Raw genomic sequence first — 22,748 nt, 5'->3', positions numbered from 1 at the left:
ATGGACACGACGACGAGGACGATGCTCGAGACCGTGCTGCGCGAGATCGTGCCCGACGCGAGCCTCGACGGCCTGCCGGGCGACACGGACCTGCGCGACACCTTCGAGCTCGACTCACTGGACTTCGTCGAGCTCGTCGAGCGGCTCGGCAAGCGGGCCGGCTTCCGCATCGAGGACGACGACGCCGACCAGCTGCGCACCATCGACTCGGCCACGGCCTTCCTGGAGCGCGGCGCCCGTCGCGCCGGCTGAGGCCTACGGCCTCACAGCTGGGCCTTGAGCACGTCGACCTCGCAGCCCGGCGCGCTCGGGTCGAAGCCGTGCTCGACGAGCCAGCGGATCGCCGTCAGGCTGCGCAGCGCCCACCAGCCGCGGATCACGTCGAGGTCGACGTCGGTGCCGTAGCCCGCGACGACGTCGTCGAGGTGCTCCGGGTGTCCCATCGTCAGCGTGGCGAGGTCCCACAGGGCATCGCCCCGACCGGCCTCGGACCAGTCGAGGACGCCGGTCACCTCGTCGCCGTCGACGAACACGTGGGCCACCTGCAGGTCCCCGTGCACGAACACAGGCGACCACGGCCGGAGCGCGGCCTCGGCCACCTGGCGGCCCCGCTCGACGAGGTCGGCAGGGAGCACCTCGTCGGCCAGCAGCCACGCGCACTCGTCCGCGAGGCTAGACGCCCGCTCGTCGAGATCGGGCCCGGGCCCGGGCCAGGGTGGCAGCGGTGCGTCGTGCAGCGCCCTGACCACAGCACCCGCCGCGGTCCAGGCGGCCGGCCCCGCGGTCGAGCGCTCGCCCAGGCGACCGAGGGGCCTGCCCCGGAGCGCGGCGAGCGCGAGCACCGACGGCTGGTGCCACAGCACCTCGGGCGTCGGGACGGGCGCCGTCCTCGTCGCCTCGGCCTCGAACGCGGTGCGCGCGGGGTCGGCGTCGACCTTGAGGAACATCTCCCCGACCCGCAGCGTCGTCCGCTCCTGGTGCCCCACGACGACCTCGACCTCGTCCACACCGGTCAGTCTCGCGCACGAGGCCGAGCGACTCCCACCGGTTTGTCGCGGGGCAGCAGGGGGAGCGTCAAGCAGCGCCGAGCCCGGGAGGGCTCGCCTCAGCGGGGCGACTCCAGGGCCTGGCGGAGCAGCTGCACGAGCGCCTCGAGCTGGAGGGTGTCGCCCGCGGTGATGTCCTCGTCGCTGCCGTCGAGGGCACGCGCGGCGAGCCCCTGCTTGGCGTCGATGAGCTCGGCGATCTTGGAGTCGATGGTGCCCGAGGCGAGGATGCGCCAGGCGGTGACCGGCTCGTCCTGGCCGATGCGGTGCACGCGGTCGATGGCCTGCTGCTGCTCGGCCGCGGTCCACGACAGCTCGGCGAGCACGACGTTGGAGGCGGCGTGCAGGTTGAGGCCGACTCCGGCAGCCGTCAGCGAGCAGACGGCGACGGCCACCTCCGGGTCCTTCTGGAACGCGTCGATCGCCTCCTGCCGCTGCTTGGAGGTCTGGTCGCCGCGCACCGACACGGTGCGCAGGCCGGCCGAGGCCAGCACCCGCTCGGCCGCGTCCATGACGTCGATGTGCTTGGCGAAGAAGACGACCTTGCCCACCGAGTGCGACAGCTGCACGGCGTAGTCGGCAGCGAGCGTCGACTTGGCCTGGCCGATGCGGCGCACGAGCGAGAAGACGTTGTCGGTGCCCTTCTCGGCCGAGGTCGAGCGCAGCTCGGCGGCGGCGACGCGACGCATGAGGTCGGTGTCGGGCTCGTCGTCCTCCTCGCGCCCCTCGCCCTGGGCCAGCAGGGCGCGGTAGCGCTCGGCCAGACGCCGTCCGAGGGCGCGCTCTGCCTCGCGGATCGAGCGGCCGAGGTCGTCGTCGAGCTCGACGGTGATGTCGGCGATCCGCTTGTCGGGCAGGTCCTTGGCGACGTCGACCTTGCGGCGGCGCACGATGCCCATGTCGATGACGGCGCGGCGCGCCTCGGGGTAGAAGGCGCGGTCGGCCGGCGTGTGGCCGGTCTCGTCGAGGCGCCGCAGGATCGGGGCGGTCGGCTTGCCGTCCTTGATCCAGCCGAGGAAGCGCCAGATCGCGTCGAAGTCCTTGACGTCGTTGATGAGCGGCGTGCCGGTGAGGGCGATGAGCAGCGGGTCGCCGCCGGGCGTCGTCTCGCGCAGGCGGTCGCCGAGCGCGAGCACCTGCTGCGAGCGCTGCGAGCTGAGGTTCTTGATGAAGTGCGCCTCGTCGACGACCATCGAGCGGAAGCCGAAGCTCGAGAGCCACCCGAAGTGCCGGTCGAGGATCTCGTAGTTGACGACGAAGACGTCGGCGAACGCGTCGACGTCGTTGCCGTCGCCGTGGATGACCGTGACGCGGCGCTGCGGCGTCCAGCGCTCGACCTCGCGGGCCCAGTTGATCTTCACGACGTTGGGCACGACGGCGAGCATCGGGTAGGCGCCGGCGATCGAGGCGGCCATGACCGACTGGGCCGTCTTGCCGAGGCCGGGCTCGTCGGCGAGCAGGAAGGTGCGGTGCCCCTCCTGGACGCTCTGCAGGAAGCGGGACTGATGGACCATGAGCTGCGAGCCGGGCGGGGAGAAGCGGTCGATCTGCGGCGTCGGCGGCAGCTCCATCGACGCGGCCTCGCCGCCGGCGCCCTGCTCGAAGGCGCGGTAGAGCGGGCTCAGCAGGTCCCACCCGGCGAGGCGGCCGGGGAGGTAGTCGCTGTGCCCGCGGGTGAGGTCGGGCGTCAGGAACGGGTTGGCGAGCGCGCGGGACGGGACCGACTGCGGCGTGACCTGGCGGGCCGCGATCTGCGGCGGGACGACCGGCCGCGGGGGCTCGGGGGCCTGGATGACGAGGTCCTCCTCGGCGAGCTCGGCGCCCGACTCGAGGAGCCAGTCGCGGCGCATCTGCTGCGCGGCGGGACCCGGCTTGGCGTTGGCGTCGAGGAGCGTCAGCAGGCTCGTGTCCCGGGCGGCGACCTGGGCGAGGATCGTCGCGATGCCGTCGAGGCGCTTGAGCAGGTCGGCGCGCGTGGCCGACGGGATCGAGGTGTCCTCACGCACGCGGGAGCGCTCCGAGCGCATGAGCAGCGCCACGACGAGGAACTTCGTCCGGTTCGTCGGGCTGGCCTTGCCCTTGCTCGAGACTCGGGCCTCGACCTCGCGGACCCGGCGCGCGAGCACGGGGATGAGCGGGGCCGGCTCGTCACGGCGCTGCGTGGTCTTGCGCAGGCCGGAGCTCTGGCCCTGCTTGGAGCCCTGCTTCGACCCCTGCTTGGGGCCCTGGCCGTCGGTCGGTCGGCGGCGGACGCGCGTTGCCATGTTCCTCCTGATGACGCGGAGGACGTCGAGCGGGCTGGCCCCCGGGCGACACCCTGACGAAAGTGTCGGCGGCGGACTCGGCTCGAGTCCCGGTGGACGCGCCATCGCGCGCCCGATGCCCCGAGCGCCGGACCGGCGGACGCGCCACGGACGGGCGCTGGGACACCTCGACTCTACAGCCCCGCCAGCACGGATCGGGCCGTATGCCGTGTGGCCGTGCCGCGCGCGTCGTCGTCGTGCGTGGGGCGCACCCCTTTGGTGCGATTTGTCGCGATTGGGTACGTCCTCTGCCGCGTAGCGCCGCACCGAGGCGGCGATACGACCGCGCGACGAGAGGCAACCCATGGCAACAGTCGAGACCAGAGCCAGAGACGAACAGCAGACGCCGGTCCTCAAACGGCACGTCGGCGTCGTCGGCCTGCTCTTTGCGAGTGTCGGCTCGATCATCGGGTCCGGATGGCTCTTCGGTGCCCTCAACGCCTCGCAGCAGGCCGGCCCGGCCTCGATCCTGTCGTGGGTCTTCGGCGCGATCCTCATCATGCTCATCGCGCTCTGCTACGCCGAGCTGGGAACGATGTTCCCGCTGTCCGGCGGCGTCGTCCGCTTCCCGCACATGGCGTTCGGCAACTTCGCGAGCTTCACGAGCGGGTGGATCACCTACGTGGCGGTCGGCACCACGGCCCCGATCGAGGTCGAGGCGGCGCTGCAGTACGGCACCCAGTACGCCGACTTCACGACCAAGCACATGATCGCCGGCGAGCCGGTCTACACGCTGACCCCGCTCGGCTACACCGCCGCGGTCGTGCTCATGGCGGTCTTCGTCGTCATCAACTACTACGGCGTCCGCTGGTTCGCGCGCATCAACAACGCGCTCGTGTCCTGGAAGCTCTTCATCATCCTGCTCGTCATCGTCGCGTTCTTCGTCGCGGCCTTCCACGGCGACAACTTCACGAGCCACGGCTTCACGCCCTCGGGCTGGCACGGGGTCTTCACCGCCATCGCCACGAGCGGGATCGTCTTCTCCTACCTCGGTTTCCGGCAGGGCATCGAGCTCGCGGGCGAGACCGACAACCCGAAGCGCAACGTGCCGCTCGCGGTCATCGGGTCGGTGCTCATCACGGCTGTCATCTACGTCCTCCTACAGGTCGCCTTCATCGGCGCGCTCGACCCGGCGACGCTCAGCTCGTCGGGCGGGTGGGCCAGCCTGGCGTTCAAGAACGACTTCGGCCCCCTCGCCGCCCTCGCGACGATCCTCGGCATGGGATGGCTCGCGATCCTGCTGTACGTCGACGCGATCGTCTCTCCCGGCGACACCGGCCTGATCTACACGACGGTCACGTCGCGCATCTCCTTCGCGATGGCGCGCAACGGCAACGCACCGAAGGCCCTGGCCCGCACCAGCGAGCGTGGCGCGCCGGTCATCGGGCTCGTCCTCGCCTTCGTCATCGGGCTCATCGCGTTCCTGCCGTTCCCGAGCTGGCAGCAGCTCGTCGGGTTCATCACGTCCGCCACCGTGCTCTCCTTCGCGTCCGGTCCGCTCGTGCTGGCCGCGCTGCGCAAGCAGGTGCCGGACGCCGAGCGTCCCTTCCGCCTGCCGGGCGGGCACGTCATCCCGTTCCTCGCCTTCTGGGGCTCGAACCTCATCGTCTACTGGTCGGGGTGGCAGACCGACTGGAAGCTCATGGTCGCCGTGCTCATCGGCTTCGTCCTGCTCGCCGTCTTCTCGGCCACGGCAGTCCTGAGCGGACAGTCGCTCGACCTCAAGGCCGGACTGTGGGTGCTGCCGTGGCTGGGCTCGCTGACACTCGTGTCGTGGCTCGGCGACTACGACGGCGGCCTCGGGCTCATCGGCTTCGGCACCGCGATCCCGGTGCTCTTCGTCGTCTCGCTCGCCATCTACGTCATGGCCTACCGGATCCGGCTGCCCGACGACCAGGCCCGTGCCTACATCGACGCGACGACTCGGGAGGCCGCCGTGGAGGAGCACCAGCTGCAGAGCAGCTGACGGTCCCGCCCGCCGCCCCGCCGCCCCGTCGCCCGTCAGTGGCGGGGCGGCGGAGTCGTGCGGGCAGCTCGTATCTCTCGCCGGTCGAACGCAGCGGTTCGTATGCCGTGTGCCGCACGCCGTGTGCGGGTGTGCCTAGCGACCCGCTCAGCCCAGGTTGACCCCGACGAGCGCGCCGATGGCATACGTCACGCCCATGGCGAGCAGACCGCCACCGACGTTGCGCAGCACGGCTCGCGTGGCGGGGCTTCGCCCGAGGCGCGCGCTGGCCCAGCCCGTGAGGGCGAGGGCGGCGGCGACGCTGAGGACCGTGACGTGGATGCGGTAGGTCGCCGGGCTGAAGGTGATCGTCAGCATCGGGAGGATGGCCCCGACGACGAAGGCCAGCATCGAGGCGCCGGCGGCGTGCCAGGGGTTCGTCAGGTCGTTCGGGTCGATGCCGAGCTCGGCCTCGGCGTGCGCGGCGAGCGCGTCGTGCGCGCTGAGCTCGCGGGCGACCTCCTCGGCGAGCTCGCGGCGCATCCCCTTCGCCTCGTAGATCTGGGTCAGCTCCTCTAGCTCGCCCTCGGGGTCCTCGCGCAGCTCGCGCGTCTCGAGCTCGATGAGGGCGCGCTCGGAGTCGCGCTGGGTGCTGACCGAGACGTACTCGCCGGCGGCCATCGACATGGCGCCGGCCGACAGGGCCGCGATCCCGGCGAGCACGATGGCGCCCTTGTCCGCGGTGGCACCGGCCACACCCACGACGACACCGGCCGTCGAGACGATGCCGTCGTTGGCGCCGAGGACACCGGCCCGCAGCCAGTTGAGCCGGCTGCCCACGTTCGCGTCGTGGGGCTCGTCGCGGTCGTGGTTCGAGTCGGTGGGCGTCGGCTCTTCGGACGCGCGGACCTCGGACATGGGTGGTGCTCCGATCGCTGTTTCGCTGGGGGTCGCTGACGGGCAGCGGGACGTTGGCGTGAGGCTGGCTCGACCCTGATCGTCGCACCCGGCCCGTGGGGTGTCACGGTAGGTGAGGCTCACCTGACGACCCGCCCGGGCCGATGACGGCGACATTCGCGCGCGGCGGCCCCACATGCGCGAGGATCAGGACATGTCGGGCGTTCGGGGCGAGGACGGCACGGTGGGGGAGGACCTCTACCGCTGGATGGTCGCGGCCTCGCCTGACGGGCTCTGGGTCTTCGACGAGGCGGGCCGCACGCTCTTCGCCAACGGGCGGATGGCCGAGCTGCTCGGCCGCGACCCTGACGACATGGTCGGCTTCTCGGTCTTCGACGCGGTCGACGACATCGGCAAGGAGCAGTTCCGCCACCACCTCGAGGAGCTCGCGACGCAGGGCGTGCCGGGCGACAACATCGAGTGCAGCCTGCTCGACGCCCACGGCAACCGCTTCTGGGCGCTCGTGTCGCACACCCCGCTGCTCGACGAGACGGGCACGCGACGCGGCTGGATGCACCGGGTCAGCGAGCACAGCGACCAGCGCAGGCTGCTCGACCAGCTGGCCGAGGCCCAGTCGATCGCCAAGATCGGCAGCTGGGAGTGGGACGTCGGCGCCGACCGGGTGTCGTGGTCCGACGAGCTCTACCGCATCTACGGCCTCGACCGCACCGACCTCACGCCGACCTACGAGGGCTTCCTCGCGCGCATCCACGCCGACGACCGGGCCCTCGTCGCACGGGTCGTCGGCGCCGCCCTGGAGTCGGAGGACTCCTTCGAGTTCGACGCCCGGGTCGTGCAGAGCAACGGCGAGATCGCGTGGATCCGCGGCCGGGGACTCGTCACGCGCGACCCCGAGGGGCGCGCGATCCGCATGGGTGGCACGACGCAGGACATCACGGAGAAGAAGGATGCCGAGCAGGCGCTCGGCCTCGTGACGGCCATGGCCACCGCGGCCAACGAGTCCGCGACGCTCGACGAGGCCATCCCGGCGATCCTCCGGGAGGTGGCTCGGCACACCACGTGGCGGCCGGTGCTCGGCTCGGTCGTCGACGTCGAGGGCCGCCTCGCCGACCCGATCCGGCCGGGAGAGGACGTCGAGGTGAGCAGCCTGTCCGTCGCTGCCGGCCTGGAGTTCGCGACCCGGGCGGTGTCGAGCGCGTCGGTCGTCGCCGGGCCGTCGCACGAGGGTTCGACGATCGTCGCCGTGCCCGTCGTCAACGAGGGCCGCGTGGCCTGCGTCGTCGTGCTCGACATGCGCAGCGCCGCCCCGCCGGTCGAGACCGACGCCGCGACGATCTCGCAGATCACCTCCCTCTTCGCGCGCGTCGCCGACCGGGAGTGGACGGCCGAGCGGCTCGAGCAGGCCCGCGACGCCGCCGAGGAGGCCTCGCGCGCCAAGTCGGAGTTCCTCGCGACGATGAGCCACGAGATCCGCACGCCGCTCAACGGCGTCATCGGGCTTGCCGAGCTGCTCGGGCGCACCGAGCTGACGACCTACCAGCGCCGACTGTCCGACGGCATCGACCAGGCCGGGCGGGTGCTGCTCGGGCTCGTCAACGACATCCTCGACCTGTCCAAGATCGAGGCCGGCCGGCTCGAGCTCGAGGCCGTCGACTTCGACCCGGCGGCGGTGCTCGAGCGCAGCGTCGCGCTGCTCGCCGAGCGGGCCCGCGCCAAGTCCCTCGACCTGTCGGTCGCCCACGGTCCCGACGTGCCCTACATGGTGTCGGGCGACCCGGTGCGCTTCGGGCAGGTCGTCGCCAACCTCACGACCAACGCCGTGAAGTTCACCGACGCGGGCAGCGTCACCATCCACCTGGGCCTCGAGCGGATGACCGCCACGGGTCCGGTGCTGCGCGTCGAGGTCACCGACACCGGCGCCGGGATCGCTCCGCAGGTGCGCTCGCGGCTGTTCGAGTCGTTCTCGCAGGGCGACTCGTCGACGACGCGCGAGTACGGCGGCACCGGCCTCGGCCTCGCGATCAGCCGCCAGATCGTCACGGCCTTCGGCGGCGAGATCGGGGTCGAGAGCGAGCCGGGCGAGGGCAGCACCTTCTGGTTCACCGCCGGCTTCGGGACTGCCTCGACGCGCACGGCCGGACGCTCCGCCTCGCAGACCGCCGCCGTGTCGGGGCTGCGGGTCCTCGTCGTCGGGGCCGACGTGCTGCACCGCGCACGCGTCGAGGAGCAGCTGACCACGTGGGCGATGACGGTGACGTCGGCGGACTCCGGTGTCGACGGCCTCGTCCAGCTCGACCGGGCCGACCGCAGCGGCAGTCCCGTCGACGTCGTCGTGCTCGACGACCCCGCGTCGGGCGCCGCCGGGCTCCAGGTCGCACGGATGATCCGCTCGGACGAGCGCTTCGCGGGCGTACGCGTCGTGCTCGTCTGCGCGCACGTGCCCCCACCCGACGTGGCGAGCTCGGGAGAGGCCGGGGTCGACGCGGTCCTGACGGCGCCCGTCATGCCGTCCTCGCTCTTCGACGCCATGGCAGACGTCGCCGGTCGGCACCTCGCGGCCGAGAAGGTGCGGCCGGTGGTCGCCTCGCCGGGGTCCGACGGGCACCTCGGCACAGTCCTCGTCGTCGAGGACAACGAGGTCAACCAGCTCGTCGCGCAGGGCGTGCTCGAGAGCCTCGGCTACGCGGTCGTGCTCGCCGGCAACGGGGTGGAGGGCGTCGAGGCGCACCGTGCGCACGGCGACGACTTCGTCGCCGTCCTCATGGACTGCCAGATGCCGCAGATGGACGGCTACGCGGCGACCCGCGCCATCCGCGAGCGCGAGCAGACGGGTCGACGCGTGCCGGTCATCGCCATGACGGCGTCGGCCATCGCGGGCGAGCGCGAGCGCTGCCTGCAGGCCGGTATGGACGACTTCCTCACCAAGCCGATCGACGTCGCGCTGCTCGCGGCGACGCTGCGTCGGTGGACCGGTGGCGAGGCCGGGCCGAGGTCACTGAAGGCTGTCGGCGCCGGGGCCGATGTGCCCGGTGCGCCCGAAGCGCCCGGTGCGCGCGTCTCGCCCGACCAGGCCGCGCCCGTCGACGGTCCCGTCGATGGTCCGGAGCAGGGCGACGGCGCCGGGGTGCTCGACCACGGACGGCTCGAGGAGCTGCTCGATCTCGACCCTGGCGACCCATCGATGCTGCTGCGCTTCATCGACCGGTTCGGGGTGGGTGCCCGTCAGCGGGTCACCGAGCTGCGCGACGCGCGCGCCTCAGGTGATGCCGGCACCCAGGGTCGGATCGCCCACGCGCTCAAGGGAACTGCGGCCAACCTCGGGGCGACGGCCCTCGCCGAGGTGTGCCTGAACATCGAGGACCTCGGCGCCGCGGGCCAGCTCGCCGACGACGCCCTGCTGTCGCGCCTCGACGAGGAGGCGGATCACGCCGTCACCGCCCTCGAGCACTACGCCCGGTCGCTGCGCGCATCCTCCTGAGAGGTTGCCCCCGGACCGGGGTCGCGCCTGCTCCGCAGGTCCGCGCCGACACACGGCCGGGTCAGCGGCACACCGTGCACCGTGTGCCGCTGGCTGCAGGGTGTGCGGCTGGCTCCCGTGGTCCTGGCGTCAGGTGGTGTGGGCGCCGCCGGTGCCGCTCGAGCCGGAGTCGTCCTGGTCCTGGTCGTCGGAGAACAGGTCCGAACCTGGTCCGCCCTGGCCCAGCTGGCGGAGCAGGTCCCGCGGGTCGAGCTGGCTCAGCTGGTTGGGGTCGATGCCGTTCAGGCCCCCGCCGTTCTGCAGGTTCGGCAGCTGCTGCGGCGTCGTGCCCTGCTGGTTCTGCAAACCTTGGAGGCCCTGCTGGCCCTGCTGGCCCTGCTGGTTCTGCTGGCCACGCTGACCACCCGGGAACTGGAAGTTGCGGCCCCCGCCCGGACCGCGGAAGCCGCCGTCGTCCCCGGACGAGCCTGACGGCATAGCTGCGGCCGCGGCGACGGCGCCCGCCGACGCGAGCACGATGGCGAGCCCGGCGGTCACGGCCGTCTTCTTCGCGTTCCAACGCGACCCGTCGCCCGAGTTCCCGTTCTCGCGAACAGGCAGGCCGGTGGGTGAGAGCGGCACACCCGGCCCGGCGATGGGGGCCGCGGCACCCGGCGACACGGCATACGCGTACGGCGTGGACGGCGGGGTCACGGGGATCTCGCTCGTCGCCGCCGTCGGCAGGTGCTGCGTGTCGTCCGCGGTCGCCGGGCCGCTCGGGTCGAACTGCGGGAGCGCCGGCTTCGGCTGCTCCGCCGGCACCTGGGGCGTGGACTCGTTGCTCATGGGGATCACGGTCCGGCGGCTGCCTGTGCGAGCGCTGTGGCAGAGCCGTCGGCGGGCTGGGACTTGTCGGGGCCGGGACAGAGGCTCCACAGGAATCACACAGGGAGGTACTGGTCATCGCACAGTCCCTCGGGTTTCACTGGATGACATGAGCGAGAAGACCAAGCCCGCAGCAGCGCGACTCCAGCGGCTCGACGGCTCCCCGGTGCGGGTGCTCGTCGTCGACGACGAGGCCAACCTCACCGAGCTGCTCGGCATGGCGCTGCGCTACGAGGGCTGGGAGGTGCGTGCAGCCGGGACTGGCATGGAGGCCGTGCGCGCCGCGCGCGAGTTCGACCCCGACGCGGTCGTGCTCGACATGATGCTGCCCGACTTCGACGGTCTCGAGGTGCTGCGCCGCATGCGCGCCGACAACAGCAACGTGCCGGTCCTCTTCCTCACCGCCAAGGACGCCGTCGAGGACCGCGTCTCGGGGCTCACCGCCGGCGGCGACGACTATGTGACCAAGCCGTTCTCCCTCGAGGAGGTCGTCGCCCGCGTCCGTGCGCTCATGCGCCGCACGACGATCGCCGTCTCGTCCTCGGACTCGATGCTCGTCGTCGGCGACCTCACCCTCGACGAGGACAGCCACGAGGTGATGCGCGGCAGCGAGGAGATCCACCTGACCGCAACGGAGTTCGAGCTCCTGCGCTACCTCATGCGCAACCCGAAGCGGGTCCTGTCCAAGGCGCAGATCCTCGACCGCGTCTGGAACTACGACTTCGGCGGCCAGGCCAACGTCGTCGAGCTCTACATCTCCTACCTGCGCAAGAAGATCGACGCGGGACGGGAGCCGATGATCCACACCATGCGAGGAGCTGGGTATGTCCTCAAGCCGGCCGTCTGACATCGGCCACGCCGACACGGACCTCCCCGACCCCGCCGACCTCCCCGAGGCCGACGGCGCCGCAGCGCCCGACCTCTTCGCGGACGGGGTCGGCTTCACCGACGAGAGCAGCCGTACGGCTCACGGCACCGACGACACGATGGCGTATGCCGTGTCGCCGGGCACCGCTCCCGCCACACCTGCCGGGTCGGCCGGGGCCACGTCCACGTCTGGTCCGAGGGACCCGGGCGGGCCCACGCTGCGCGAGCGGTGGGACGCAACGCGTGAACGGGTGCGGCCGTGGTCGGCGTGGACCCTGCGCGCCAAGCTCGTCGCCTCGATGCTCGCCCTGTTCACCGTGCTCAGCATGATGACCGCCGTGTTCACGGTGACCGCGCTCAACCAGGCCCTCATCGGCCAGGTCGACCAGCAGCTGTCCGACTCCCTCAACCGTCCCAGCCGGGGTGGTGACGACGACGGAGGCCCGGGTGGCGGCCCGGGGGCGGACCGGATGGAGGTCTACCTCACGGCGGACGGAAACGCCGGCTACGTCTACCGATCCGGCGTGCGCACCAGTCTGACGAGCTCCCAGATCGCGCTCGTCAAGGCGGCCGGGCTCGGGTCGACGCCGAAGACGCTCGACCTCGGCGGCGAGATCGGCCGCTACCGCACGGTCGCGGCCACCCGGCCGATCCGGAACCTCCAGACCGGCGACCAGGTCATCGGCACCTACGTGGCCGGCATCTCGACCGGACCGACCGACGTCATCGTCGGGCGCATGATCGTCATCGCGATCGCGACCGTCGCGGCCGGCATCATCCTCGTGGCCCTGCTCGGCACCTGGCTCGTGCGGCGCAACCTCGAGCCGCTCCGCCGGGTGGCGGCCACGGCCACGAAGGTCTCGCAGACGCCGCTGGCGTCGGGTCGGGTCGCCCTGGGCGAGCGCGTCGACCCGGCAGACACCGACACCCGCACCGAGGTCGGGCAGGTGGGGGCCGCCTTCAACGAGATGCTCGACCACGTCGACGAGGCCCTCAACGCCCGGCACCAGAGCGAGCAGCGCGTGCGCCAGTTCGTCGCCGACGCCTCGCACGAGCTGCGCACGCCGCTTGCCTCGATCAAGGGCTACGCCGAGCTGTCGCGGCGCGAGCCCGACGTCGTCCCGCAGACGGTCACCCACGCGATGGGCCGCATCGAGTCCGAGGCCAACCGCATGAGCTCGCTCGTCGAGGACCTGCTCCTTCTCGCGCGCCTCGACGCCGGACGCCCGCTGGAGGAGGCGCCGGTCGACATGTCGATGCTCGTCATCAACGCCGTCAGCGACGCCCACGCCGCCTCACCCGGCCACCGGTGGGACCTCGACCTCCCGCCCGAGCCCGTCGAGGTGACCGGAGACGGCGCCCGGCTGCACCAGGTCGTGGCCAACCTGCTGGCCAACGCGCGCACGCACACCCCCGACGGCACCCGTGTCACGACGTCGGTGCGACCCGAGGGCGAGTGGGTGCGTGTGGCCGTCCACGACGACGGACCCGGCGTGCCGGAGTCGTTGCAGCCCAACGTCTTCGAGCGGTTCGCCCGAGGTGACGGGGCACGGGTGCGGGCGAGTGGCAGCACGGGCCTGGGCCTGTCGATCGTCGCGGCCGTGAGCAAGGCCCACGGCGGACGTGTCGAGCTCGACAGCCGCCCGGGAGACACGACCTTCAGCCTCCTGCTCCCAGCGGCGTCCGCCGTGGCCTGACGCGCTCACGCCGTGCCCGTCGGAGGTGACGAGGCCGACACGGGCACCTCGTCCGTTCCCGTCAGGTCGGGCCCAAGCCGGGAATACGGTGGACGTGAGAGCGGGGCATCGCCTGCCTCGGCGCAGGGTGCCGCGGAGCTTCCGGTGAGGCCCGACTCGCGATTCGCCGTGAGGGGGAGATCGCGATCAAGGAGCTGGAGTACGACGAGTTCGAGGTCCTGCTCGAACGCAGCGGCGAGGGGTACACGGCGCGCGTCGTCGAGTCCCCGACGGGGCCGGTCCCGCCGCTCCCGTTCGTGCCGCCGCAACCCCCTGGAGGCCTCCCCGCGCTGCGGCTCGCCGTTCGGGGACAGCGGAGACTGGTCCCGGGCGCCGTCGCGGGACCGGGTGCGAAGGAGTTCGGCGCGGACCTGTTCCGGGCACCCTTCAACGACAAGGCGCTCGCGATCCTGCGCACCAGCCAGTACGTCTCGGCCCAGAGGCAGCGCGGGTTGCGCCTGCGGATCCGCTTCGCCGACGCCACGTCGCTGGCGAACCTCCCGTGGGAGCTGCTCTACGACCCCGAGCGGCACTGGTATCCCTGCCAGCTCAGCCGATTCCCGACGCTCCGCTTCGTCGACCTGCCAGAGCCGGTGCTGCCCTTGCGAGTGACCGGCCCGCTCCGGATGCTCGTCGTGATCTCCAGCCCGACAGACCTTCCTGCGCTCGAGGTGGAGCGGGAGTGGACCCTCCTGCGGACCGAGCTCCAACCCTTGGTGCAGTCCGGGCGGCTCGAGCTCGTTCGGCTGCCGTCGTCCTCGTTGGAGGACGTGCGCGAGACCTTGATGCACGAGGACTTCCACATCTTCCACCACATCGGGCACGGCGGCGTCGACGCCGAGACGGGGGAAGGGCACCTGGCCTTCACCGGTCCGGACGGACGCCAGCGCCGTGTGAGTGGCAGCCAGCTCGGCGTCATGCTGTCGAACGCGCCGATCCGGCTCGCGGTCCTCAACTCGTGCGAAGGCGGACGCGTCAGTGACGTCGATCCGTATGCCAGCACGGCGATCGCCTTGGTGGAGCAGGGGATTCCTGCCGTCGTGGCCATGCAGTTCCAGATCACCGACGGGGCGGCAACGGCGTTCAGCCGCACCCTCTAGGACTCGGTTACGGCCGGAAGACCCGTGGACCTGGCCGTGACCCTTGCCCGGCAGGCCGTCCTCGCCGTCAGCGAGAGCGAGTGGGCCACCCCGGTGCTCTACCTCCGCGCCGTCGACGGGGTGCTGTTCGACCTGACGACCCGTGACGAGACCGCCGCGGACGCCGCGCCCCCTGTGGAGACCCGAGCCCCCGGTCCTGAGCCTCCGGCCCAGCCCCTCCACCTGCGTGCCGAGGTGGTCGACGGGGTGGTCAACCTGATGTGGCAGCAGCCACCGGACCATGCGCTGCCCGTGAGCGCCTGGGAGGTGTGGCGCGACGGCGTCCGTCACGCGATCGTCTCCTTGCCCATGGCTCTGGATGACACCCCGGTTCAGGGCGAACACCAGTATTCGGTCGTCGCCCTGGGTGACGGGGGCGAGCGCTCGGTCCGGTCGCGGACGTGCACGGTGGACGTCACCAAGCCGGAGGGGAAACCGGCTCCTCCGGCGTCGCTCGTGGCCGCCGTCACCGACGTGGCCCGCGACGCTGTCCCGGCCGGAGGCGGTGGCGGGCCCCCGCGCGACAAGACCTCGCCGCTGAGCTGGCCGGAGGAGGACCAACCGCTCGTTTTCGGGCGACCCGCACGGCGACGCGGCCGACTCGTCTTGATCTTGTTGGTCCTGGCTGGGGCGGCCGCCTTCGGTCTCTGGCGGGTCGTGCAGCCCGGCCCCGTCGTCACCAGCCCGCCGACCATCAGTTCCGACACCTCGACGACGGGCGTCGGGGAGTCGCCGGACGTCGGAAAGCAGCCGGCCGTCTCGAATCCTCCGGACCAGTACCTGCCCCAGCCCGATCTCGTGGTGTCCTATCTGCGTGAGTTGCCCAACAACAAGACGCTCGTCTTCGAGGTCGTCAACCAGGGGGCGGACGTGGGCAAGCAGGTGACGGTCGAGGTCACCGTGGGCGGTGGCGACTCCACGAGCCTGTCGGGCGTGACCGTGCAGCCGCCTGACGGCAGGGACCAGAACTGTCCCGTCGGTGCGGGGGCGATCAGCACCACGTGCACGATCGACGACCTGACGAAGGATGCGCCAGTCAAGGTCTACGCCACCGTGTCGACCCCGATGGAAGTTACCGTCACCGTCACGGTCACCGTCACCAGCCAGGCGGGCGATGAGAATCCGGGCGACAACTGCAAGACCCACTCGTTCTCACCGGACCCGTCGACCCCAACCCCCGCAGGGAGCTAGTAGCCAAGGGCGAATTGCCGGATCGCAACCGCTCATCAGCGCACCAAAGTCATGTCATAGGAAGGGCACAGACCCGGGCTCGACGGTGGGGACATGGACACGATGACCCTCACCACCACGGGCGGGACCGGCACCGCGTCGGCGCCCGCCGGGCCGGCGGACGCCCGGCCCCACACCTCCCAGCCCACCGCCCGTGCGGGTCGTCCGGGTCGGATGAAGCGCCTGTGGCGCGGCTCCGACGCCGACCCGTCGTGGGCCCGTCCCGCGCTCCTCGGTCTCCTGCTCGTGACGCTCGTGCTCTACACCTGGAACCTCACGGCGAGCGGCTACGCGAACTCCTTCTACTCCGCCGCGGTCCAGGCCGGCAGCGACAGCTGGAAGGCCTTCTTCTACGGCAGCTCCGACGCGGCGAACTCGATCACCGTCGACAAGCCGCCGGCCTCGCTCTGGGTGATGGCGCTCTCGGTTCGCCTCCTCGGGCTCAGCTCGTTCGCGATCCTGCTGCCGCAGGCCCTCATGGGTGTCGCGACGGTCGGCGTCGTCTACACGACGGTCAAGCGCCAGTTCGGCGCCGCCGCCGGCCTCATCGCCGGCGTCGTCCTCGCGCTGACACCGGTCGCCGCGCTGATGTTCACCTTCAACAACCCGGACGCGCTCCTGACGCTGCTCATGGCGCTCGGCGCGTGGGCCACCATCAAGGCCATCGAGCAGGCCTCCCCGAAGTGGATGATGATCGTCGGCGTCTTCATCGGCCTCGGCTTCCTCACCAAGACCCTCCAGGTCCTGCTCGTCGTGCCGTTCTTCGGCCTCGCCTACCTCATCGCCGCGCCGACGACCCTGCGCAAGCGGATCGTCCACTCGCTGCTCGCCGTCGGCACGATGGTGCTGTCGGCCGGTTGGTGGGTCGCGATCGTCGAGCTCGTGCCAGCCTCGGCCCGCCCGTACATCGGTGGCAGCCAGACGAACTCGTTCCTCGAGCTGACCTTCGGCTACAACGGCCTCGGCCGCCTGAGCGGTGACGAGACCGGCTCCGTCGGCGGCGGAGGAGGCGGCGCTGCGGGCGGTGGCATGTGGGGTGAGACCGGGCTCTTCCGGATGTTCTCCTCGACCGTCGGCGACCAGATCTCCTGGTTGATCCCGAGCGCGCTCATTCTGCTCGCGGCCGGCCTGTGGCTGCGTGGCCGTCGCCCGCGCACCGACCTGCGCCGCGCGGCCTACCTCGTCTGGGGCGGCTGGCTCGTCGTCACGATGCTCGTCTTCTCGTTCATGGCCGGCATCTTCCACGAGTACTACACCGTGGCCCTCGCCCCCGCGATAGGCGCCCTCGTCGGCATGGGGGCGGTCGAGGCCTGGCAGCGCCGCTCGACCGCGGTCGGCACGGTCGCCCTCGCCGCTGCGACCGCGGCCGCCGCGACGTGGAGCTTCATCCTCCTCTCGCGCACCACGGCCTACGGCGACTGGCTGCGCATCTCGGTGCTGGCCGTCGGCATGGCCGCGGCCCTGCTCATCCTCGCGACCCGCTGGATGCACGCCCGCGCCGTCCCGTTCGTCCTCGCCGCGGCGCTCGTCGCCGGCCTTGCCGGCCCGGGGGCATATGCCGTGTCGACCACCGCCCAGGGTCACAGCGGGTCCATCGTGACGGCCGGTCCTGCCGGCTCGAGCCGTGGGCCGGGTGGCGCCGGCGGCTTCGGGGGCGGCGGCACGCCGCCGTCGCTGCCCGGGCAGACCGGCACCCAGCAGGGCGCGAACGGCACGACGCAGCAGGGCGGTCCGCAGACCGGGGGCACCGGGGGCGGCATGGGCGGCCTGCTCGACGCCTCGACCCCGAGCACCGCCGTCGTCGCGGCACTGTCGGCCGACGCCAGCAGCTATACGTGGGTGGCCGCGGCGGTCGGGTCGCAGACCGCAGCCGGGCTCCAGCTCGGCACGCAGCTCCCGGTCATGGCGATCGGCGGGTTCAACGGCTCGGACCCGAGCCCGACGCTCGCCCAGTTCCAGCAGTACGTCGCGAACGGCCAGATCCACTACTTCGCCGGTGGCGGCAGGGGGTTCGGCAACCAGAACGGTGGCAGCAGCGCCTCGTCGGAGATCAGCTCCTGGGTGCAGGAGAACTTCACCCCGGTGACGATCGACGGCTCGACGTTCTACGACCTGACCCAGCCGCTCCAGTGACCACCATGTCGACGCCAACGACCGGACCCCTGTCGGTGCGACGAGTCCGCCTGTCCCAGCAGATCATCCGCTTCGCGGGCGTCGGCCTGCTGTCCACCGCCCTGCACCTCGGCCTCTTCGCGGCCCTGGTGCGGGGCGGTGCCCCCTCGCAGCTGGCGAACGGGGTGGCGCTCGTGCTCGCGACGCTCTTCAACACGGCCCTCAACCGGGCGTGGACGTTCGGCGTCTCGGGGCGTCGCAAGCTCGTCTTCCACCACAGCCAGGCGCTCGTCATCTTCGCGATCACGTATGCCGCCACGACCCTCGCGCTGGCCGTCCTCGGAGCGGTGTCGCCTGATGCAGGCACCGTCGTGCAGACGGTCGTCGTCGCCGTGGCCAACGTCCTGTCGACGGCAGCCCGGTTCGTGGCGATGCGGCGCTGGATCTTCCGCACCCCGGTCACGGCAGAGCCGGCCGAGTCCGCCGGGGTGTCACCCGGCGGACCCACGGACCGCCACGACCCGGCATACGTGGTCGACGGCGTGCTCGAGAGCCCGCACAGCGACGGTTGATGGCGGTCCGCCGGGCCGTCCGGCGGACCGCATACGAACTAGTCGCGGTCCTCGGGGGCCGCGCACGCCTCCCACCACGGGTCCTGGTGAGCGGCGACGACCTCGTCGATGTCGTTGTCGCTCAGCTCGATCCGCGTGCCGACGCGCGGAGCGACCATGCGCACGCCACGGTCGGCGGCGACCTTGCGCGCCCAACGGATGGGCTCGCTCCACCAGTGCGTGGCGAGGTTGAAGGTGGCCCAGTGGATGGGCAGCAGCACCGAGTCGGTCTCGCCCTTGTTGACCTCGAGGTGGGCCTCGATGGCCTCCTCGGGGTTGAGGTGGATGTCGGGCCAGTGCACGCTGTAGGCCCCGATCGGGATGATCGTCAGGTCGAACGGCCCGAGGTCGGCGCCGATGTCGGCGTAGCGGTGCGTCGGCCCGGAGTCACCGCCGAAGAAGACCGAGTGGCGAGGGCCGTGCAGCGACCACGCCGCCCACAGCGTCTGGTTGCGCACGAAGCCGCGCCCGGAGAAGTGCCGGGCCTCGGTGCAGGTGAGGCGGATGCCGGCGACCTCGGTCTCCTCGCGCCAGTCGAGGCTCGTGATGCGGCCCGTCGGCACGCCCCACTCGCGGAGGTGCGCGTCGACCCCGATGGGCACGACGTAGTGCGGCCGGTGGGTGCGCTCGAGCTGGCGGATCGACGGCTCGTCGAGGTGGTCGTAGTGGTCGTGGCTGATCACGACGGCGTCGAGGTGCGGGATCTCGGCGATGCGGCCGGGCACGGGGTGCAGGCGCTTGGGCCCGGCGACGACGGACGGCGACGCGCGCCGGCCGAAGACCGGGTCGAGCAGGAAGCGCCGGCCGTCGAGCTCGACGACGCTCGTCGCGTGGCCGTACCAGGTGACGGCCAGGTCGGCGGGCTCGTGCGGGTGGCGCGGGGTCACGAGCGGCACGGTGCCTCGGGGGCGGCCGCGCCCGAACTCGCGGACCATCGTCGCGAACATGCTGCCGGGCCCCTCGGCCTCGGACGTCGCGACGACGTGCGTCGGCTCGTGGGAACGGAACTCGCCGTCACGGTAGTGGGGCGATCCGGTGACGCGCTGGCGCTGCGACGCGGTCGACGCACCCATCCGGCGGAGGATCGGGAGCTGCACGGGCTTCTCCTGCCTGTCGTGCCTCACGGCTCGGCAGCCACGCGGGCGCGGGCTGTCGTCATTCTCGTCCAGCGTCGGGGCGAGCGCCCGAGTTCCCGCGGTGGGCTCCCGGCGCGCGCGCCCGATGGCGTATGCCGTGTGGTCGGGCGCGTCAGTCGCGGTCCTCGGGTGCCGCGCACTCCTCCCACCACGGCTCGGAGTGGGCGGCCGCGACCTCGGCGGCGTCTCCGGTCGTGAGGTCGACGCGCTGCCCGACGCGGGGGAAGGCGACGGGCACGTGCGCCTCGACAGCGGCCTTGCGGATGCGACGGACCGGCTCGGCCCACCAGTGCATCGAGAGGTTGAAGGTCGCCCAGTGGATCGGGACGAGCAGCGACTCGCGGGCGGCGGTCTGCACGGTGCGGGTCGTCTCGGTGCGCTCGCCCTCCTCGTGGGTGCCACCGGGGGTGTCGATGCGCTGGTCGCCCTCGATGAAGGCGTCGGCGATCCCGGCGGCGTCCTCGGTCAGGGCGTGCGCCTCGTCGCCGATGCGGTTGACGTCGCGGTGCGCGGCGAGGGCCTGCTCGGGGTCCATGTGGATGTCGGGCCAGAACGAGTCGTAGGCCCCGACCGGCATCAGGGTCACGTCGAACGGGCCGAGGTCGGCGCCGATCGCGGCGAACCGCTTGGACGTGCCGGAGTCGCCGGCGAAGTAGGCCGTGTGCCGGGGGCCGTGCAGCGCCCAGCCCGCCCAGAGGGTCTGGCTGTCGACGAGCCCGCGACCGGAGTTGTGCCTCGCCTCGGTGCAGGTCAGGCGGATGCCCGCGACCTCCGTCTCGCCGCGCCAGTCGAGGGCCGTGATGCGCGACTCGGGCACGCCCCAGGAGAGGAGGTGCGCGTTGACGCCGAGCGGCACGACGTAGTGCGGGCGGTGGGTCTCCTCGAGCCGCACGATGGAGGGCTGGTCGAGGTGGTCGTAATGGTCGTGGCTGAGCAGCACGGCGTCGATGCTCGGGAGGTCGGCGATGGCGCCCGGGACCGGGTGCATGCGCTTGGGGCCCGAGTGGCGGATCGGTGAGACGCGCTCGCTGAAGACCGGGTCGATGAGGAAGCGGGCGCCGTCGATCTCGAGCACGCTCGTCGCGTGGCCGTACCAGGTGACGGCGAGCTCCCCGGGCTGCTGCGGCGGCTCGGCGGTGACGACGGGCACGGTGCCCGCAGGCTGACCGCGGCCGCTGACGCGGATGGCTGCGAGCAGGGCGCTCGTCTGCGCCTTGACCCGGGGCCGCAGCGACGGCTCCTCGCCCTCGAAGCGTCGGCCCTTGAAGTTCGGCGAGTCCTGCACGAACGGCAGGATCGCGGCGGGCGAGGCGCCCATCCGGTTCATCACCCGCACGAACTGGCGCGCTCGGGTGCGCGAGGAGACCGTCTCGATGGCGGAGGAGAGGGCTCGGACGGACGGACGGTCGGAGGTTCCGAGGCTGCGCATCGAGCACCTTTCAGCAGGAGCGAGGGGTGTGCTGAACGTACCCCGCCCGCATTGAGCGTCATCATGGTGTTGACGTGACACCACAGTGGTGTCATAGTGATGCGCATGGACATCACCGAGTACGTCGACGCACTGCGTCGGGATCTCGCCCAGGCGGCCAGGGCGATGGGTCCGGAGACCGAGCAGGCCGCCGAACGGATCGGCTTCGCGCTCGACTCCTCCGCCCGCCTCGCCCTGATGGACGCGCTGTCGCACGCAGCGGCCGAGATCACGAACGAGCTCGAGGGCACGTCCGTCGAGGTCCGCCTCCAGGGCCGCGAGCCCGTCTTCGTCGTCGTCGGGGGCGGGCCCTCCGCGCTCGTCGACGACACGCAGACCATCGCCACCGATGACACCACCGTCGTGTCACCCGACGACGAGGGTGCCGAGACCTCCCGGATCACCCTGCGCCTGCCCGAGGCCCTCAAGGTCCGCGCCGAGGAGCTGGCCGCGGGCCGGGGCCAGTCGCTCAACACGTGGATCGTCAACGCGGTCCGCGCCGCCACCTCGTCGGGACCGGGCCCGATGCCGCCCTTCCCTTCGATGCCGCCCGGACCGCAGTTCGGTCCCGGCGCCCCCGGCCGCAACCGCTCGTCCAACAAGCGGGTCCAGGGCTGGGTCCGCTGACCAGCGGGCGACCGAGCCACCACGCGCCCAGCCACCACGCGCACGCAGCACGACACGGCATACGACCACCACCAGCGCACCACGAGCAAAAGGGGACTTCCCATGGGCACCACCCTCGAGACCCGCTTCGACACGACGGGTCCCATCAACCTCAAGGTCGAGCTCCTCGTCGGCGACCTGATCCTCACGGTCGGCACCGGCACGGCCACGACCGTCCGCCTCCACCCGCGCGGCAAGTCCGGCGCCGAGATGGCCGAGAAGTTCACGGTCGAGGCGCACGGCAACGACGTCTCCGTCATCGCGCCGAAGCTGCGTGACAGCTTCTTCTCCCTCGGCACCAAGGGCTCGGTCGACGTCGACATCGAGCTCCCCGCGGGCAGCTCGGTCGACGCCAAGACGGGTGCCGGCGACGTCACCGCCGCAGGGCTGCTCGGCGAGGTGCGCGTCAGCACCGGGGCGGGCGACCTCGTCTTCCACGAGGTGGCCTCGGCCCGGCTCAAGTCCGGGTCCGGCGACATCACCCTCCAGGCCGCGAGCGGCGACCTCGACGCCAAGACGGGGTCCGGCGACATCACCGTCGGCACCGGCGGCGGACGCCTCGACCTCGTCTCGGGCAGCGGCGACATCTCGCTGCGCCGCTCGGACGCGTCCGTCAAGGCCAAGACCGGGTCGGGCGACCTGCAGATCGGCGCCTCGACCGGCGACCTCGAGCTCACCACCGGCACGGGCGACGTCAGCCTGGCCGGCGTCCACGGCGGCGACGTCCGGGCGCGGACGGGCACGGGCGACGTCACCATCGCCGTCGCGCACGGCGTCGCGGCCTACCTCGACCTCAACACCGTGACCGGAGACGTCGACATCGACCTCGAGGGCACCTCGGGTCCCGGTGACGCCGAGGCCCAGGCGCGGCTCACGGTGCACTCGGGCAGCGGCGACATCCGCGTCAAGCGGGCGCAGGTGAGCCTCGCATGAGCCTGTCGCTCCAGGAGGCGGTGGCCCGCGAGCGCATCGTCGAGCGCGTCGCCGCGGCGCACCACGCGCAGCCCGCTGCCCGCCACGCGGGCCGCATCCGCCGTCACGTCCGCGCGGCGCTCCTGCTCCGCAGCCTCGCCGAGCGGCTCGACCCCGCCGCCGAGCCGGCACCCGTCCCGCCGCACCACCCCGTGACGGCGCCGCACGCCGGCAGCCCGCGGCCGTGGACCGCGGCACCTCGCCGGACACCGCACCGGCACAGCTGATCCCGTCCCTCCCCGCGGAGCCCGTCGACA

General features: G+C 72.1%; 18 protein-coding genes. 12 read left to right on the top strand and 6 right to left on the bottom strand.

The window, feature by feature from the left end:
- A complete protein-coding gene (locus tag U5C87_RS01865; protein ID WP_330474950.1) occupies positions 1-252 on the top strand; it encodes an acyl carrier protein in 252 nt (83 codons plus the stop codon).
- 11 nt (positions 253-263) lie between these two features.
- On the opposite strand, the gene U5C87_RS01860 is transcribed toward U5C87_RS01865, so the two are convergent.
- Entirely contained in the window at positions 264-1,007 is a 744-nt protein-coding gene (locus U5C87_RS01860; RefSeq protein ID WP_330474949.1) for a phosphotransferase family protein, read from the bottom strand.
- 98 nt (positions 1,008-1,105) lie between these two features.
- Entirely contained in the window at positions 1,106-3,310 is a 2,205-nt protein-coding gene (locus U5C87_RS01855) for a DEAD/DEAH box helicase (protein WP_330474948.1), read from the bottom strand.
- A 343-nt stretch (positions 3,311-3,653) separates the two neighbouring features.
- Here U5C87_RS01855 and U5C87_RS01850 point away from each other — a divergent pair, with 343 nt between their 5' ends.
- On the top strand, positions 3,654-5,315 hold the full coding sequence (locus U5C87_RS01850; protein ID WP_330474947.1) for an APC family permease: 1,662 nt from the start codon (positions 3,654-3,656) through the stop codon (positions 5,313-5,315).
- A gap of 147 nt (positions 5,316-5,462) precedes the next feature.
- Here the strand turns inward: U5C87_RS01850 and U5C87_RS01845 are convergent, their stop codons facing one another.
- Positions 5,463-6,212, bottom strand: coding sequence for a VIT1/CCC1 transporter family protein (locus U5C87_RS01845; protein ID WP_330474946.1), 750 nt, complete (start codon positions 6,210-6,212; stop codon positions 5,463-5,465).
- Positions 6,213-6,405: 193 nt separating this feature from the next.
- Here U5C87_RS01845 and U5C87_RS01840 point away from each other — a divergent pair, with 193 nt between their 5' ends.
- Entirely contained in the window at positions 6,406-9,690 is a 3,285-nt protein-coding gene (locus U5C87_RS01840) for a response regulator (protein ID WP_330474945.1), read from the top strand.
- Positions 9,691-9,819: 129 nt separating this feature from the next.
- Here U5C87_RS01840 and U5C87_RS01835 read toward each other — a convergent pair whose 3' ends face one another.
- Positions 9,820-10,515 carry a hypothetical protein gene (locus tag U5C87_RS01835; protein WP_330474944.1) on the bottom strand — a complete coding sequence of 232 codons (696 nt, stop codon included), beginning with the start codon at positions 10,513-10,515 and terminating at the stop codon, positions 9,820-9,822.
- 148 nt (positions 10,516-10,663) lie between these two features.
- Between U5C87_RS01835 and U5C87_RS01830 the strand changes: the two genes are divergently transcribed.
- The 6 genes from U5C87_RS01830 to U5C87_RS01805 all read left to right on the top strand — a co-directional run bounded on the left by U5C87_RS01830 (position 10,664) and on the right by U5C87_RS01805 (position 18,210).
- Entirely contained in the window at positions 10,664-11,401 is a 738-nt protein-coding gene (locus tag U5C87_RS01830) for a response regulator transcription factor (RefSeq protein WP_030198718.1), read from the top strand.
- Positions 11,379-13,118 (top strand): sensor histidine kinase, encoded by a 1,740-nt coding sequence (locus U5C87_RS01825; RefSeq protein WP_330474943.1) that lies wholly within the window; start codon positions 11,379-11,381, stop codon positions 13,116-13,118. Before U5C87_RS01830 ends, U5C87_RS01825 begins: the two co-directional genes overlap by 23 nt.
- 296 nt (positions 13,119-13,414) lie before the next feature.
- Complete coding sequence (locus U5C87_RS01820; RefSeq protein ID WP_330474942.1) at positions 13,415-14,257, top strand: CHAT domain-containing protein; 843 nt, start codon at positions 13,415-13,417, stop codon at positions 14,255-14,257.
- A 93-nt stretch (positions 14,258-14,350) separates the two neighbouring features.
- A complete protein-coding gene (locus U5C87_RS01815; protein WP_330474941.1) occupies positions 14,351-15,487 on the top strand; it encodes a hypothetical protein in 1,137 nt (378 codons plus the stop codon).
- 93 nt (positions 15,488-15,580) lie between these two features.
- A complete protein-coding gene (locus tag U5C87_RS01810) occupies positions 15,581-17,659 on the top strand; it encodes a glycosyltransferase family 39 protein (protein ID WP_330474940.1) in 2,079 nt (692 codons plus the stop codon).
- Positions 17,660-17,664: 5 nt separating this feature from the next.
- Positions 17,665-18,210, top strand: coding sequence for a GtrA family protein (locus tag U5C87_RS01805; RefSeq protein ID WP_330474939.1), 546 nt, complete (start codon positions 17,665-17,667; stop codon positions 18,208-18,210).
- A 38-nt stretch (positions 18,211-18,248) separates the two neighbouring features.
- Here U5C87_RS01805 and U5C87_RS01800 read toward each other — a convergent pair whose 3' ends face one another.
- Positions 18,249-19,346, bottom strand: coding sequence for an MBL fold metallo-hydrolase (locus tag U5C87_RS01800; protein WP_330474938.1), 1,098 nt, complete (start codon positions 19,344-19,346; stop codon positions 18,249-18,251).
- 151 nt (positions 19,347-19,497) lie between these two features.
- Positions 19,498-20,814, bottom strand: a complete 1,317-nt coding sequence (locus U5C87_RS01795; RefSeq protein ID WP_330474937.1) for an MBL fold metallo-hydrolase — start codon at positions 20,812-20,814, stop codon at positions 19,498-19,500.
- Between the two features lie 105 nt (positions 20,815-20,919).
- Between U5C87_RS01795 and U5C87_RS01790 the strand changes: the two genes are divergently transcribed.
- The 3 genes from U5C87_RS01790 (at position 20,920) to U5C87_RS01780 (ending at position 22,718) form a co-directional block, all read left to right on the top strand.
- Positions 20,920-21,480, top strand: a complete 561-nt coding sequence (locus tag U5C87_RS01790; protein ID WP_330474936.1) for a toxin-antitoxin system HicB family antitoxin — start codon at positions 20,920-20,922, stop codon at positions 21,478-21,480.
- A gap of 102 nt (positions 21,481-21,582) precedes the next feature.
- Positions 21,583-22,452: a DUF4097 family beta strand repeat-containing protein gene (locus U5C87_RS01785; RefSeq protein ID WP_330474935.1), complete on the top strand. Its 870-nt coding sequence runs from the start codon at positions 21,583-21,585 to the stop codon at positions 22,450-22,452.
- On the top strand, positions 22,449-22,718 hold the full coding sequence (locus U5C87_RS01780) for a hypothetical protein (RefSeq protein WP_330474934.1): 270 nt from the start codon (positions 22,449-22,451) through the stop codon (positions 22,716-22,718). The genes U5C87_RS01785 and U5C87_RS01780 overlap by 4 nt, the downstream gene beginning before the upstream one ends.
- The last annotated feature ends 30 nt before the right edge of the window (positions 22,719-22,748 follow it).

The organism is Terrabacter sp. C0L_2 (assembly GCF_036352015.1).
Taxonomy (GTDB): domain Bacteria; phylum Actinomycetota; class Actinomycetes; order Actinomycetales; family Dermatophilaceae; genus Terrabacter; species Terrabacter tumescens.
The sequence above is the reverse complement of the archived record's forward strand: the minus strand, read 5'-3'. Positions and strand labels throughout refer to the sequence as shown.

Coding starts and splice junctions, on each gene's coding strand:
- U5C87_RS01865 (WP_330474950.1), top strand. CDS start 1: ATGGACACGACGACGAGGACGATGCTCGAGACCGTGCTGCGCGAGATC.
- U5C87_RS01855 (WP_330474948.1), bottom strand. CDS start 3,310: ATGGCAACGCGCGTCCGCCGCCGACCGACCGACGGCCAGGGCCCCAAG.
- U5C87_RS01850 (WP_330474947.1), top strand. CDS start 3,654: ATGGCAACAGTCGAGACCAGAGCCAGAGACGAACAGCAGACGCCGGTC.
- U5C87_RS01845 (WP_330474946.1), bottom strand. CDS start 6,212: ATGTCCGAGGTCCGCGCGTCCGAAGAGCCGACGCCCACCGACTCGAAC.
- U5C87_RS01840 (WP_330474945.1), top strand. CDS start 6,406: ATGTCGGGCGTTCGGGGCGAGGACGGCACGGTGGGGGAGGACCTCTAC.
- U5C87_RS01835 (WP_330474944.1), bottom strand. CDS start 10,515: ATGAGCAACGAGTCCACGCCCCAGGTGCCGGCGGAGCAGCCGAAGCCG.
- U5C87_RS01830 (WP_030198718.1), top strand. CDS start 10,664: ATGAGCGAGAAGACCAAGCCCGCAGCAGCGCGACTCCAGCGGCTCGAC.
- U5C87_RS01825 (WP_330474943.1), top strand. CDS start 11,379: ATGTCCTCAAGCCGGCCGTCTGACATCGGCCACGCCGACACGGACCTC.
- U5C87_RS01810 (WP_330474940.1), top strand. CDS start 15,581: ATGGACACGATGACCCTCACCACCACGGGCGGGACCGGCACCGCGTCG.
- U5C87_RS01805 (WP_330474939.1), top strand. CDS start 17,665: ATGTCGACGCCAACGACCGGACCCCTGTCGGTGCGACGAGTCCGCCTG.
- U5C87_RS01795 (WP_330474937.1), bottom strand. CDS start 20,814: ATGCGCAGCCTCGGAACCTCCGACCGTCCGTCCGTCCGAGCCCTCTCC.
- U5C87_RS01790 (WP_330474936.1), top strand. CDS start 20,920: ATGGACATCACCGAGTACGTCGACGCACTGCGTCGGGATCTCGCCCAG.
- U5C87_RS01785 (WP_330474935.1), top strand. CDS start 21,583: ATGGGCACCACCCTCGAGACCCGCTTCGACACGACGGGTCCCATCAAC.
- U5C87_RS01780 (WP_330474934.1), top strand. CDS start 22,449: ATGAGCCTGTCGCTCCAGGAGGCGGTGGCCCGCGAGCGCATCGTCGAG.